Origin of the sequence: Thermatribacter velox (genome assembly GCF_038396615.1) — a bacterium.
Lineage (GTDB): Bacteria > Atribacterota > Atribacteria > Atribacterales > Thermatribacteraceae > Thermatribacter > Thermatribacter velox.
Genome location: NZ_CP121689.1, coordinates 665,265 through 679,327, shown reverse-complemented (window position 1 = coordinate 679,327; position 14,063 = coordinate 665,265). Strand labels below are relative to the sequence as shown.

Sequence of the window (14,063 nt, the reverse complement as noted above, 5' to 3'; positions counted from 1 at the left end):
GCTTAGTCAAAAAAGGTCAAAAAAATTTTAGGTCAAATGATTCTCCAGAACCTGTTGCATTGAAAAAGTGGGTTGCTTCAGATAATACGAAAAAGTACCAACTATAGCCTCAAGGGGTACCAGGCCTATAATCTCCGTTTCTTTGACAGAAACACCGTATTTCTGTGCTTCAAGCTGTATCATTTCAAAAACCTGATATATCGGGTTCTTGCGATAATCAAGAATATTACAGGAAACCTGTACCATACCTCTTGAGCGAAGATTTACTCCAATCGCCTTCACAAAACCCAGCCCACCCATTTCCTTTCTGATACGGCTGGCAATAGCCCTAGCCACGTTGATCTCTTTACAGTCCAGGTTAACATTGAAAGCAACCAGTGGCCCCCTCGCCCCTATTACCGTTGCCCCCATAGTAGGGTGCAACCTTGGAGACCCGATGTCAGGCAATAACCTGGGGTCTTCTTTTATAGCCTTTTCCAAGCGTTCCCATCCCCCTCTTCTCAAGAAAGAAAGATCTTTATGCCAGGGTACACGGGCTGCTTCTCCATAAAAATATACTGGTACCTCAAACCTTTCAAAAACCTTTTTACCAAGCTCCCAGGCTAAAAAACAGCACTCCTGCATCGTAGAACCCTTCCAGGGGGTAAAGGGAACAACGTCGACTGCACCAAGACGAGGATGCTCACCTCGATGCTTCTTAATGTTGATATGGCAGAAAGCTATCTCGTAAATTTTCAAAATAGCTCTTTGGAGCGCTTTTCCTTCTCCAAGAAGCGTGAAAACAGACCGGTTATGGTCAACATCAAAAGAATAATCAGCAAGCTTTATCCCTTCCACACAAGTAATATTCGAAACCATTTTCCGTACCACGTCTTCAGAGGATGTACTTACATTCACCGCACTTTGAATCACCTGTTGCAAGTTCAAATCACCTCCGCCCCAAGAGTATCATGCATTTCTTTAAGTGCGAAACGATGAGCATCCAGATCGAAGGAGGTTACTCCTTGTTCGTAAACGGTAACCTGATATCCAAGCATCCTTGCCGAAGCCACAGTATATAGAACACAAATGTTAGTGCAAACTCCTACCACTTCCAGCTCTTCAACTTTCATCTCTCTCAAAAACATATCCAAGGGAGTACCAAAAAAGGCGTTGAAACGCCTTTTGGGTATTACGTAATCGTCTTTTTGAGGTTGAAGCCCCTCCAAAACTTGGTTACCCCACTCACCTTCGATACAATGAGGTGGGAACATTTTAAACTCCACATCATCCTTGCGATGCGTATCGCATATGAAGAACAATGGGCTACCTTCGCCCCTCTTTCTCTCAACCAGCTTTTTGCAAAAGTCGATAACCCCCCTAACCTGCTCTCCTACGTAAAGCACACCCTGGGGATGCACAAAATCATTAAGCATATCAATCACCAGCAAAGCTTTCATTAAGGAAACACCCCCCTTAGCTACTCGTTGACTTTTGTCTTTCAACTTAATACAATCGAAATACCATGTGCCGAGTCTTGTATTTTCTATATTTTACACTGATATTTTTAGCGTATTTGGTTCCTTATCTTTTCCTTTCCCGCGTTCACCACATATATGGTGCCTTCGCCTTCTGGATAATTTTCGCTATTCTCTGCATAATACTGCTTAAAAGCATAACTGACCGATGGACGGATGAAAACTGAACTCCTGATTCTGGTTCTGGGTATTTACATATTTTGGGGCACGCTGATTGCCATCCTCTCCTCTCGAGGAAGAAGTAGAAGTCTCTTTGATTACTTTCTCGGTAGTCGCAAAATTTCACCACTGGTTAATACCCTTTCTTACAGTGCCACTACCTACAGTGCCTTTATGATGTTGGGTCTCGCCGGGTTAACTTATCGCGCCGGGGTAGGGGCTCTGGGTTTTGAGTTAATCTACCTCTCAGGATTAATACTTGCTGTAATATTTGGACCAAAGTTTTTAAAGTTCAGCAAGGAAAGTGGATGCATAACTCCTGCGGAGCTGCTTTCTTTAAAATATAATCATCCGCTGGTGGGAATCGTTTTTGCCTTTACTTCAATGGTATTTCTCATCCCTTACGCGGCCTCGCAATTAATGGGTATTGGGTATTTACTGGAAATGCTTTCCGGGGGCGCAATAAGTTTTGCATCTGGACTTGTCATTGCAACCTTACTTGCCTTTCTCTGGACAGAAATCGCTGGCCTTCGTTCAGTGGCCACCACGGATTCCCTTCAAGCTATGATAATGCTTTCAAGCTCGGTAATACTGGTTTTAATCGTTGTGTACAAATACCTTGGGGGCTTTGGGACAATGATGAACAAACTGGTTATTGATTATCCCCAATGGCTATCAGTGCCAGGAAACGGCTTTTTTTCTTTTCAAACCTTTCTGGGACTTTCCCTGCCCTGGTTTTTCTTTTCCATATCCAATCCCCAGGTATCACAAAGACTCTTTGTTCCTCAAGGACTGAAACAACTTCGTCAAATGATTCTTGGCTTCTCAATATACGGTTTCATCTATACGCTGATCACTATTTTGATAGGCTTTTCAGCTCGCTGTCTTTTTCCCCAGCTTGAAAATCCAGATCTGGCCACACCAGCCATCTTGTCTCGTCTTAACATCTCACCCTGGATAAGCCTTCTGGTAACCGTGGGTATATTTTCCGCGGCGATCTCAACCATTGATTCAATTTTCCTAACTCTTTCCTCAATGTTCGTCAGGGATATTTTGAAAAGGCATAACCTGCCTGAAAAAGGCCAGCTTATCATAACCAGAAGTTTTATACCCATTCTATGTCTTTTTACTTTTCTATTCGCGATACAAAGAGTTAACCTTATAGCACTGCTTTCAGTAGCTTCTTCGGCAGGGTTGATTGCTTCGGTACCCGCAACCATAGGAGCCTTTTACGGAAAGAGGAGAAGATGGCAGGCTGCTTTCTTCAGCATACTTTCTGGAGCCAGTACTTCCCTTATCCTGCAAATAACCGGCCTGAAACCCTTTGGAATGTGGCCCGGGGTATGGACACTAATAGCTTCAGCCACCGTCCTCTGGATCTTGAATACCAAAGAAGGCTAAGTATGAGGAGCATCCTTGTCTTCAATCAAAGGGACAAAAACGCAACCCCCGAAATACTCAAGCCGCAGAGTTCCATCCTTTCCCTTGGAAGCCCTGACCAGCTCCTGAGAAGCGTAGCTCTTTCCCAGAGGTAAAACTATATACCCTCCTTCACGCAGTTCTTCAACCCAAGCGGGATATATTCTGTCTGAACAGGCACTGACGATTATCTTATCATAAGGAGCAAGTTCTGGAACGCCTTTGCTCCCATCTCCGATCACAAAATGAACATTCTTATACCCGAGTCTACGAAGCACCTGTAGAGCTCGTTGGGTAAGAGCAGGTATCCTTTCCACACTAACTACCAAAGCAGCAAGTTCGGCAAGAATCGCGGTTTGATATCCAGAACCCGTGCCAATTTCCAGTACTTTATCAGATGGAGAGATTTCCAGCAATTCCACCATTAAAGCTACGATATAGGGTTGAGAAATGGTTTGCCCCTCTCCAATAGGCAAGGGGGAATCTTGATACGCTACAGATACATATTCTTCAGGGACAAAAAGATGACGAGGAACTTTCCTAAAAGCTTCCAGCACACGCTCATTCTTTATACCTCGCGCTACAAGCTGCTCGACCACCATTCGCTCACGTTGTTCAAGAGTCAGGGGAGTATCCCACGCGTTCATTAATAACGAACCCTGAAATCCCAGTAAGCCCCAGTGGGGGGTAGCCACTCTTCCCGGGCTTCCCTCACGTAAGCACTGGCTGGTCCTTTTTTCACCTCTTCAAAAAATCTTTTTACTTCCGGTTCTGCCCCTTCGGCAACGACCTCGACGCTTCCATCGGGGAGATTACGCACAAAACCCACCACGTCAAAATCACCAGCTTTTCTCAAAACAAAATACCGATAACCAACACCCTGAACCCGTCCTTTTAAAACCAGACGTCCTTGAACCGTTTTTCCCTTATTCATCTTCAATCACGCCAACCTTACTGGCAAGTTCCTCGCAAAGTCTATAGTCCGTCAAATAAGGACGCAAGGGAGTAATCGAAACCCAAGAATGATAAACAGCGAAAAAGTCCGTATTTTTTTGCAAAGTACGCTCCTTTTTATCTTCCTCAAAAACAAATTCTTTCCATCCTGGCTCAGAGGTGTTTCTTTCTTTGACCACTGTAAAGTAGAAACGATCTCCCAACTCCGTAACAGCAACACCTCTGACCGAAGACAAATCAGGAAGATCAGGAACATTAACGTTGAGCACCAAATTTCTCTCGCGCTCCAGTATCTCCGAAAAATCTTCCCAAATCTTCACCGCAAAATGCGCGGCCAGCTCATAGTTGTTCCAGGAAGAAACTGCGAGTGAAACAGCCAGAGAAGGAACACCTGAAATAGCACCTTCCAGAGCTGCTGCAACCGTACCCGAGTAAAAAACATCAAAACCAAGATTGGGCCCCCGATTAATGCCCGAAACCAAGAAATCAACACCATCGTTACAAAAAACGTTCAAACCCAGTATAACTGCATCAACAGGCGTGCCATCGATAGCGAACCCTCTAACACCAGCAATTTCAACCTCTCTGGCACGGAGAGGTTTGTGAGCAGTTATGCTATGACTGGAACAGGAACGTTCACTAAGTGGTGCTACCACTACGACCTCTGCAATTTTGGAAAAAGCCCGAATCAACGCCTCTATGCCTTCGCTCTGGTATCCATCGTCATTGGTGATTAAAATCCGTCGTCTGGACATCGGTTATCCTCCTAATCTACTTGCTATTTCCCTGGCCACCACCACTCCAGAAGCAGAAGCCTGAACCAGTCCTCTGGTTATACCAGCACCATCACCAACCAGAAAGAGGTTCTCAATATCACTTTCTAAATGCCGGTTAAGCTTCACTCGAGAAGAGTAAAACTTAACTTCTACCCCATAAAGCAAGTTATGGGGGGAATTAATGCCTGGGATGAATTTATCCATTGCGTAAATCATTTCGAGGATATCTTGAAGAAAGCGATACGGCAATACAAAGCTAAGGTCGCCGGGGCTCGCACCACGAAGTGTAGGGTTCACCATTGACTTGCGTATGCGATCTTCTGTAGAGCGTCTGCCCATCTGAAGGTCACGCAAACGCTGAATAATGACTCCGCCACTTACTATGTTAGCGAGTTGAGCAACATACCTTCCATAGGCGATGGGCTCGTGAAAAGGAGCAGTAAAATTCGTACTTACCAGAATAGCAAAATTCGTGTTTTGAGTTTTTCTGTTTTCATAGCTGTGTCCGTTCACCGTGATGATACCGTCGTTATATTCAGTAACTACTTCTCCATAAGGACACATACAAAAAGTGCGTACCTTGTCATCAAAGGTTCGTGAATAATAAACCAGCTTCAACTCATACATAATGCGAGTGTAACTTTCCATGACCGAAGCAGGCACCTCAAAGCGTACTCCCAAATCCACAGGGTTGTTTTCAAGCTTAATACCCAGCTTGATGCATTCCCTGCGCAACCAATCAGCACCCACTCTTCCTGGAGCCACTACCACAAACTGACTTTTTATTTCTTCACCGTTTTGAAGTTTAATACCTCTCACTCTGCCATTGCTGGCAAGTATCTCTTCAGCTGGCATACCACTGAGAATATCTACCTTCCCACGCAGATATTCCTGCATATTCTTCAAAATCTCTCTACAACGGTCAGTACCCAGATGCCTTACCCGAGAAGGCACCAGAATCAACTCAGCCATCTCAGCCCTGCGACGGAGTTCTTCAACCTTATCTTGGTCATCACCGTAAACCTTCGAAGTTCCGCCAAAACGTTGGTAGATTGAGTCAACATAATTGACAACTTCTCTGAAAAAAGCCGCATCAAGATAAGAATTTAGTTGCCCACCAACCTGATCTGAAAAGGTCAACTTGCCATCACTAAAAGCTCCAGCCCCACCCCACCCACACAGTAATGAACAGGGTGAACATTTCTGGCATATCCCGCTGTTTAAACGAGCAGGGCAAACCCTTTTTTCAATTTCTTTTCCCCGGTCGACAAGCAACACCTTCAGTTTGCCACGCTCGGAAAGCTCAAGCGCGGTAAATATGCCTGCAGGTCCAGCACCTACAATAACTACATCATAGCCTTTTTCCATTTTTGCCCACCCGATTTTTTGATTTCTTCTAAAATACTCAAAGCGACTTCAAGGGCATTCTTGCCCTCCTCAAGACCAACCAGAGGACGCTCTCCATTACGCACACAACGAATAAAATGCTCCAGTTCCAATCGGAGTGGTTCACCCTTCTGCATAATGGGTTTTTCAATCAGTTGAGGGAAACCCGAAGAAGCTTTTTTATAAACAGCCAGTTCCTGCTCGAGGTAATCGATGGATATGAAAGAATCAATCTGGGTTATTTCCATACGTCTGATTTTTTTACGAGTCACCCGACTAGCGGTAAGGTTAACGATACAGCCATTATCAAAAAGAATCTGGGCACTGGCAATATCTTCCTGTGAAGAGAAAACCGGATAACCAAAAGCCCTTATCTCTACCACTTTCCCACTAACAATGCTCATAACTATATCAATATCATGAATCATGAGATCCAGCACGACGCCAACATCGGTGTTGCGATTTGGATAGGGACCCATACGAGCACACTCAATAAAAATAGGTCGGGTGATAAGTTTAACAAGTTCCATAACGGCAGAGTTAAAACGTTCAATATGGCCAACCTGCAAAACCACCTTCTTGGCGTTGGCCATTTCCATAAGTTCTTTGGCCTCTTCAAGGGTAGTAGTAACCGGTTTCTCAATAAGAATATTGATGCCTGCTTCAATAAAATGACCAGCAATGCTCCTATGCAAAACTGTAGGTACTACTATGCTCACAGCATCTACAAGACCAAACAGATCGCGATAATCATAAAAAGCACGAGTAAAATAACGTCGAGCGACTTCCTGAGCTCTTGCACGATCAATATCAACAACGCCCACTAATTCTACTCCAGGAAGCTCTGAATAAACCCGCGCATGGTGCTGGCCGAGATAGCCAACACCAACCACACCTACCCTGACCACTTTCAAAAATTTTCCTCCTTTACCAGCTCAACAAATTTATGCTCGTTACCCGCCAGGAAATTACGAATCGATTCAACAACTTCCCATCGCTCTTCATCACTGAGGAGTGGATGTACTGGGATTGAAAGCACTTCTTTGCATAGCTTCTCTGCCACTGGAAGATGGTAGGTTTTTCCAATCTTCTGCAAAAAAGGTTGCTGGTGGAGAGGAAGGGGATAATAAACTTCGCAGCCAATGCCTTGAGCAAGCAGAAAATCGCGCAAACCATTCCGTTTCTCTTTGACCCTTAAAGTATACTGGTGATATACATGAAAATACCCTTCGGGAACAAAAGGGGTTTCTATCCCAGGTGTACCGGAAAGATGCCGGTCATAAAAACGAGCATTCTCGCGCCGTCTCTGATTGTTTTTATCCAGCTTCCGCAACTGCACCCTACCGATGGCTGCTCCTATGTCGGTCAACCTGAAATTATAGCCGAGCATCTCGTGAATGTATCGCTTCTTGCTTCCGTGATTGATGAGCATTCTGCACGTCCTGGCAAGTTCCTCGGAATTGGTAACAATCATACCACCTTCGCCGGCAGTCATGTTTTTAGTAGGATAAAAACTGAAAACACCGGCCTCACCAAAACCACCCACTTTCTTCCCACAATAAAGAGCCCCATGAGCCTGGGCACAATCTTCGACCAGGAAAACACCGTATTTTCTGGCCAGAAATCCAACTTCCTCAACAGCACACGGCAAACCAAAAAGATGCACTACAACAATCCCCCGTACATCCGAATCTTGCTTAAGTATATCTTCCAGTCGAGTAGGGTCAATATTAAACGTTTTTTCATCAACATCACAAAAAACAGGTACGCCACCACACTGAAGAATGGCACTGGCTGTAGCCACAAATGTAAAGGGAGTGGTCACCACTTTTGTGCCCTTTGAAACCCCCAGAGCCTTCAAAGCAACAAACAAAGCAGCCGTACCATTAATAGTAGCCACAGCATTAGATACTCCCAAATACTCTGCAAACTCGCTTTCGAAAGCTGCAACTTCTTCACCCTGAGCCAGATGCCCGGAAGCAAGAACTTTCTGAACAGCTTCCTGCTCTTCTTCTCCTATATCTGGTTTGCAAATTGGTATTCTCATCATCAAACCTTCCTCAACGCCAAAATTATTTAATCCGTTCTTTAAACTTTAGTTCCCTAATACAATAACAATAGTCAACCCCGTCCTTTTTGTCTACCAGCAAATTTTGAAATGTACTGTTGGTAATTTTGGTAGGCCTCGAGGGTTTCTTCAATGGCATCGCCACCGAATTTTCGGTAATAGCTTTGAGCCAAAACAAAGGCTAATACGGATTCTGCAACGACCAGTGCTCTTGGAACAGCACAAACATCTGAACGCTCAAAACGAGCTGGAACTTCTTCGAGCGTTGACAAATCGACGCTTGGTAATCCCTTTCTCAGAGTTGGTATCGGCTTCATGGCACAGCGTACCCATAAGAAATCCCCCCAGGTTACTCCACCTTCCAGCCCACCCGAATAACAACTCCTGCGTACAAAAGGAAATCCCTCTTGAAGGGAATCATAAAATATAGCGTCATGAACTTCACTACCTCTTTTTTGTGCAGAAAGAAAGCCTTCTCCGATTTCTACTCCCTTGATGCCAGGAATACTCATTAAGGCACCAGCAATCTGGGAATCTAACCTGAGTTCAGCCTCCGTATAACTACCCAAACCTGGAATAAGCCCGCTGGCACCAACCACAAAAGTGCCCCCCAGCGTATCTCCTTCTTCTTTTGCTTTTTCAATTAAACTAATCATTTTCTCCTCTTGTTTCTTATCAAAAGTACGAAGCAAAGAATTAGAAGCCCGGGCAACTTTTTCCGAAAATGTCAAGTCGCCCTCCGCACGCACACCACCTATTGATTCCACAAATCCTCCTACTGAAACCCCAAAATATCTGAGAAAAATTTTAGCAAAAGCGCCGGCAACAACTCTACCCACAGTCTCTCGAGCACTGGCTCGTTCAATGACGTTACGAATATCTTTAAATCGATACTTAATCAAACCAGCCAGGTCAGCATGACCTGGCCTGGGTATGGTCACTGGATTATAATCTGGAGGGGGCGATCCTTCGGGGGTCATAATGTCAAGCCAATTCTGGTAGTCTTTGTTTTCAACCAGAATCGCAATTGGACTGCCTATAGTCTTACAAAAACGAATCCCGCTCAAAACTTCCACGCGATCTTTCTCCATATCCATGCGAGGGCCAGAACCAAAACCTCTTTGTCTGCGCGCCAGTTCTTCGTTTATAAAATCCAGATCTACCTCCATATTGGAGGGAAAGCCACGAATTACTACCACTATGCCTTTGCCATGGGACTCTCCTGCAGTGACATACTGAAGCATTTCAAAGCTCCTTCCGTCCGTCCTCCAAGGTTTTCAAAAATTTTAGAAGTTTCTGGATGTCTTCACTTTCAAGGATTTCACGTAATTCCATAAGACACTCTTCAAACTTCCAGATTCTCTCAAGTACTTCCTCTCGATTCGTCCAGAAGATATCTGCCCACACTTCTGGATTGGAACCCGCAACCCGAATAAAATCTCTAAAATAAGGTCCTGCAAAAGGATACACTTTCTTTTTCTCTCTAAGGATACTCCAGAGGTATGCGTTTGCGATAAAATGTGGCAGGTGGCTCACCAAACAACACACTGCATCATGTTCCTCAGGAGTTAAAAAAAAACCTTGCCACCCAGAAAGTTTACTATTTCGTCAATCAGAACAATTTTCTCCCCCAGTGGGGAAAATGGGGTTATCAGAACCGGTGCTCCCTTAAAAAGACCGGCTCTGGCCTCATCAAATCCCCCCTTTTCGCTACCCGCCATAGGATGGAAACCGGCATAAAGGCAATTTTCCAGAAAAGGTTTTATCTGCTTATAGATCCAGTTTCGAGTACTCCCCATGTCTAAAACCAACGTCTCTCTGGAAAGAGCCTCTCTTATTTCAAAAAAAATGCCTGGCACACTCCGCACAGGAGTTGCTATAAAAACCAGGTCCACATCTTTAGCTGCTTCAGCAGCCGACGAAGCCTGGTAGTGGATAAGTCCTTTCTGTTTCGCTTTCTCAAGAACAGAACGGTTAATATCAAAACCCTTCACAAAACTGCAGTGGGGCCATTTCAGGAAATCCCAGGCCAGAGAAGCCCCCATTAAACCCAAGCCAACAATCCCCACTGAAACAGTCATTTCAAAGCTCCTTCCCCAGGACGGGTAGGATCCTGCGCAAGTGGTTTACAAGCTCAGCAAACATTTCAGGAGTGATGGATTGTGGGCCGTCAGAAAGTGCCTCTATGGGATTGGGGTGAACTTCCACCAGCAAGCCATCAGCCCCAGCAACAATAGCAGCAAGACTCATTGGTATCACCAGGTCGCTCCTGCCTGTTCCATGGCTGGGATCAACAACCACCGGAAGATGGCTCTGTTTTTTAATAATAGGTACACTGCTCAAATCAAGAGTATTGCGGGTAGACGGCTCAAAAGTCCTTATGCCTCGCTCACACAGAATTACCTGATAATTACCCTGAGCCAAAATATATTCCGCAGACATGAGAAGTTCCTCAATGGTGCTCATCATTCCCCTCTTAAGAAGCACTGGTTTCCTAAGTTTACCTACAGCCTCGAGCAACCTGAAATTTTGCATGTTGCGAGCACCGATTTGAATAATATCTGCGTACTCCGCTACCAGTTCGAGTTCTTCTATACCCAGAGCCTCGGTAACAACAGGAAGACCCGTTTCTTCGCGCGCCTTGGCCAAAAGTTTCAAGCCTTCTTTCCCTAACCCCTGGAAGCTATAAGGAGAAGTACGCGGCTTGAAAGCTCCTCCTCGCAGGATATGTCCGCCTGCCTCTTTGACTTTTTGGGCAGTATACACGATCTGTTCCTCGGATTCTACAGCACAGGGACCAGCCATAATGGTTATTTTACCACCACCGATTCTTACGCCCCCAACCTCTATAACTGTGTCCTGACCTCTGAACTCTCTACTGGAAAGCTTATAGGGCGTAAGAATAGGAACAACTTTTTCTACAAAAGGTAAAACTCCAATTTTTTCTTCAATGTTTGCCTTGCGCTCATCACCTATAGCACCAATAATGGTACGTTCAACTCCCCGAGATATGTGCACCCCAAAACCCATTATCCTGAGTCGGCGTGCTACCTCTTCAATCTCCTGTTCGCTTGCGCCACTACGCAAAACAATAATCATGGTCTACCTAAACCCCTTTCCAACCCATGAATCCTGTATAGATTGCCACAGGCAGCTTCTATGTCCTGCCCACGAGAAAGCCTTATCGAAACTTCCATGCCATTCTCTTTTAAAATATTATAAAACTTTTTAACTCTGGCGGGTGATGGCGGTAAAAAAGGCAATCCATCTACCCGATTGCCAGGAATGAGGTTCACAAAAACGTTGAGCCCTCTCAAAAGTTTGACCAGTTCATAAGCATCTTTAATACGGTCGTTTACGCCCTCCCAAAGAGTATATTCGATAGTCACCCGATGACGTACGCGTGTGATGTAAATTTTAAGAGCGTCCAGTAAGGATCTTAAAGAGTAAACCCGATTCAGTGGTACCAGATAGTCTCGAACCTCTGGAAAAGGGGACTGCAAAGAAACTGCCAAGCGCAATTCGGGCCAATCTTCGGCAAGCTTCAAAATAACAGGAGGAACTCCTACTGTAGAAATAGTGATACGTCTCGCTCCTATGCCCATCCCCCAAGGAGCGTTCAAAGTGAGCAAAGCCTGACAAAGGTTGTCATAGTTCAGCAGTGGTTCACCCATGCCCATGAAAACCAAGTTATCAACTCTTCTATCAAGTTGTTTCGCAACTAACCAAACCTGACCTACAATCTCCGAAGGCTCCAGATTTCTTTTAAAGCCTGCCTGTCCCGTCGCACAAAAGGGACAGCCTACTGGACATCCTACCTGAGAAGATACGCAAACCGTTAATCTATCCCGGTGAGGAATGGCAACAGTTTCAACGCTCATACCGTCAGCTAAAGCTATCAAAAATTTACGGCTTCCATCGCTCGAACTAACGGTTTCTACAACGTGCAGAGAATTCACAACAAATTCCTGGGCCAACTTCTTACGCAAATCTTGAGGAAGATTGGTCATTGTTTCGAAAGAATCAGCTCTCTTCTGATAAACCCACTCAAATATCTGTTGGGCTCTGTAGGTAGGTTCCCCCCAATCTTCAAGAAGAGCAGCGAGGTCTTTGGGTGTAAAATTCATGATGGCGGTTCTTTTGGCTTCCATTCTCGCCTCCGTAAAAGAATTAGTCTGGGAAATCGCAAACATAAAATTCTATAAATAAAACAAGCAATCAAAAAGCCAGAAAGACATTGCAATACATCAACCGGAACCTCCACCAGTAAAGCTGGCCAACCAAAGAGAACGAAAGCACTCACTCCATAACCCCCTACCATTACCGAAGCTCCCCAAAAGAAGGTATACCAATCAAGTCTTTCCCTACGAGCTACCAGTTCTCCAATAATGTACCCCTCACCAGCTTTTACCAGAAGAGTAAAAGGAACCCATATCAAATACCCCATTTGAAGATCAGCGAGTACCGAACCCAGCGAAGCAGTAATCGCACCCACGAAAGGGCCCAGAATAGCAGACACAAGAAAAATCACTGCTTCACCAAGATGAAAACCAAAACGGTGTGAAGCGAGAGGTACATGTAAAAGAGTGGCTAAGAAAACCACGACTACACCCAGTGCACTTACCGCAAGCAACAAAGTTTCCTTTCGAATCATAGGAAGGACACGACTTTTTTAGATATTTTACAACAAGCGTCGCCATTTTAAAATACGAGCTTTATTCAGCAGGGCATTACCAGATAGAAATTCCCTATGGAGTTCTAATTTTATCTCTGATTTTTCGAAAAATAAGCATGGCCCTCCAAAAAGTAAAGCACTGTACTTCCTACCATAATGCATGAAATTGATATAGAATTTAAAAGAAAGCGAGTAAAAAGAGAAAGGAATGGTTAAATTGAATAAAAAAGATGTCGAACAGCTTAAAACCAAGCTGATAAAACTGCGAGAGCACCTGCTGAGCACAGTTGAAAGGGAACAAAACTTTACCAAAACCAGTAATCCCCTCAAAGAATCTCGAGATGAAGGAGACTTTGGACAGGGCACCTTGGATATGGAAATCGAAGTAAGTTCTCTGGAGAGTTTGCAAAACATTTTACAACTGGTGGAAAGAGCTCTTAGAAAGATTGAGAAAGGTACTTACGGCATTTGTGAGCAATGTCGACGCCCCATTAACAAAGCACGCCTTGAAGCTTTACCCTACGCTACCCTGTGCATGGAGTGCCAAAAAAGCAGTTAAAAGAGAGATAGCTGAAGTGTAAGCGAAAATAAAAAAGGGCAATGCCTTGAAAAGGAAAGGCATTGCCCTGCCTAAGCAAAAGAAGTGAGTCAAGTGTGTACCATTTTCTCGAGAACACCCAACCTTTCCTCGAGCACCAAGGGCATTCCAAAACCGAGGTTCTTGGGATACTCCACTCCTCGGTCCAGAACCTGATGCTGGTAATCGGAAATTTTGAAATAGTCAACAATGTAACGCTTTGCTTCTTCAATATCAAAAGGCTTGCAAGAAAATACATCCACGTTTAGGTAGCGCTGCTTTGGGAAAGTGTGAATGCTAATATGGCTTTCTGCTATGATCACTATTCCAGATATGCCTGCTTTTTCTCCTTCTTCTCCATACCTGAAAACATAAGGTGGAAGAACTTTGGTCATGTTCATCCTGTCTGGGCACTCATCCAAAAACCTACGCACCAGCTCCACATTACCAAGGAGCTCGGGGTCTTCGCTGTACCCGTCAATCACCAGATGAGTACCCACTTCCAGGATTTTCTTCATGGCTATCCCTCCCT

The 14,063-nt window shown here is 44.6% G+C and carries 17 protein-coding genes; 2 read left to right on the top strand and 15 right to left on the bottom strand.

Annotation, left to right across the window (positions count from 1 at the left end):
• Positions 1–27: 27 nt before the first annotated feature.
• Positions 28–912, bottom strand: coding sequence for a glutamate formimidoyltransferase (ftcD, locus tag QBE54_RS03380; RefSeq protein ID WP_369019383.1), 885 nt, complete (start codon positions 910–912; stop codon positions 28–30).
• 11 nt (positions 913–923) lie between these two features.
• Entirely contained in the window at positions 924–1,439 is a 516-nt protein-coding gene (locus QBE54_RS03375; protein WP_369018946.1) for a cysteine hydrolase family protein, read from the bottom strand.
• A gap of 234 nt (positions 1,440–1,673) precedes the next feature.
• Here QBE54_RS03375 and QBE54_RS03370 point away from each other — a divergent pair, with 234 nt between their 5' ends.
• Positions 1,674–3,077 (top strand): sodium:solute symporter family protein, encoded by a 1,404-nt coding sequence (locus tag QBE54_RS03370; protein ID WP_369018945.1) that lies wholly within the window; start codon positions 1,674–1,676, stop codon positions 3,075–3,077.
• On the opposite strand, the gene QBE54_RS03365 is transcribed toward QBE54_RS03370, so the two are convergent.
• The 12 genes from QBE54_RS03365 to QBE54_RS03310 all read right to left on the bottom strand — a co-directional run bounded on the left by QBE54_RS03365 (position 3,074) and on the right by QBE54_RS03310 (position 12,933).
• A complete protein-coding gene (locus tag QBE54_RS03365) occupies positions 3,074–3,742 on the bottom strand; it encodes a protein-L-isoaspartate(D-aspartate) O-methyltransferase (RefSeq protein ID WP_369018944.1) in 669 nt (222 codons plus the stop codon). The two genes, QBE54_RS03370 and QBE54_RS03365, sit on opposite strands and share 4 nt — an antisense overlap.
• On the bottom strand, positions 3,742–4,029 hold the full coding sequence (locus QBE54_RS03360) for an acylphosphatase (RefSeq protein ID WP_369018943.1): 288 nt from the start codon (positions 4,027–4,029) through the stop codon (positions 3,742–3,744). Before QBE54_RS03360 ends, QBE54_RS03365 begins: the two co-directional genes overlap by 1 nt.
• Complete coding sequence (gene surE, locus QBE54_RS03355) at positions 4,022–4,804, bottom strand: 5'/3'-nucleotidase SurE (RefSeq protein ID WP_369018942.1); 783 nt, start codon at positions 4,802–4,804, stop codon at positions 4,022–4,024. Before surE ends, QBE54_RS03360 begins: the two co-directional genes overlap by 8 nt.
• Before the next feature lie 3 nt (positions 4,805–4,807).
• Positions 4,808–6,193, bottom strand: coding sequence for an NAD(P)/FAD-dependent oxidoreductase (locus QBE54_RS03350; RefSeq protein ID WP_369018941.1), 1,386 nt, complete (start codon positions 6,191–6,193; stop codon positions 4,808–4,810).
• Entirely contained in the window at positions 6,172–7,119 is a 948-nt protein-coding gene (locus QBE54_RS03345; protein WP_369019382.1) for a Gfo/Idh/MocA family oxidoreductase, read from the bottom strand. Before QBE54_RS03345 ends, QBE54_RS03350 begins: the two co-directional genes overlap by 22 nt.
• Positions 7,120–7,121: 2 nt before the next feature.
• Positions 7,122–8,258: a DegT/DnrJ/EryC1/StrS family aminotransferase gene (locus tag QBE54_RS03340; RefSeq protein ID WP_369018940.1), complete on the bottom strand. Its 1,137-nt coding sequence runs from the start codon at positions 8,256–8,258 to the stop codon at positions 7,122–7,124.
• A 74-nt stretch (positions 8,259–8,332) separates the two neighbouring features.
• Positions 8,333–9,523, bottom strand: a complete 1,191-nt coding sequence (gene aroC, locus QBE54_RS03335) for a chorismate synthase (protein ID WP_369018939.1) — start codon at positions 9,521–9,523, stop codon at positions 8,333–8,335.
• Between the two features lies 1 nt (position 9,524).
• Positions 9,525–9,815: a prephenate dehydrogenase dimerization domain-containing protein gene (locus QBE54_RS03330; RefSeq protein WP_369018938.1), complete on the bottom strand. Its 291-nt coding sequence runs from the start codon at positions 9,813–9,815 to the stop codon at positions 9,525–9,527.
• A 32-nt stretch (positions 9,816–9,847) separates the two neighbouring features.
• The gene (locus tag QBE54_RS03325; RefSeq protein WP_369018937.1) at positions 9,848–10,360 is read right to left on the bottom strand and encodes a prephenate dehydrogenase; all 513 of its coding nucleotides are present in this window, start codon (positions 10,358–10,360) and stop codon (positions 9,848–9,850) included.
• A gap of 1 nt (position 10,361) precedes the next feature.
• Complete coding sequence (gene aroF / locus QBE54_RS03320) at positions 10,362–11,378, bottom strand: 3-deoxy-7-phosphoheptulonate synthase (RefSeq protein WP_369018936.1); 1,017 nt, start codon at positions 11,376–11,378, stop codon at positions 10,362–10,364.
• Entirely contained in the window at positions 11,375–12,430 is a 1,056-nt protein-coding gene (gene rlmN, locus QBE54_RS03315; RefSeq protein WP_369018935.1) for a 23S rRNA (adenine(2503)-C(2))-methyltransferase RlmN, read from the bottom strand. The genes aroF and rlmN overlap by 4 nt, the downstream gene beginning before the upstream one ends.
• Positions 12,403–12,933 carry an ECF transporter S component gene (locus tag QBE54_RS03310; protein WP_369018934.1) on the bottom strand — a complete coding sequence of 177 codons (531 nt, stop codon included), beginning with the start codon at positions 12,931–12,933 and terminating at the stop codon, positions 12,403–12,405. The genes rlmN and QBE54_RS03310 overlap by 28 nt, the downstream gene beginning before the upstream one ends.
• A 238-nt stretch (positions 12,934–13,171) precedes the next feature.
• On the opposite strand from QBE54_RS03310, the gene QBE54_RS03305 reads away from it, so the two are divergent.
• Complete coding sequence (locus QBE54_RS03305) at positions 13,172–13,513, top strand: TraR/DksA family transcriptional regulator (protein WP_369018933.1); 342 nt, start codon at positions 13,172–13,174, stop codon at positions 13,511–13,513.
• A gap of 89 nt (positions 13,514–13,602) precedes the next feature.
• Here the strand turns inward: QBE54_RS03305 and speD are convergent, their stop codons facing one another.
• A complete protein-coding gene (speD, locus tag QBE54_RS03300) occupies positions 13,603–14,049 on the bottom strand; it encodes an adenosylmethionine decarboxylase (RefSeq protein ID WP_369018932.1) in 447 nt (148 codons plus the stop codon).
• Positions 14,050–14,063: the final 14 nt, after the last annotated feature.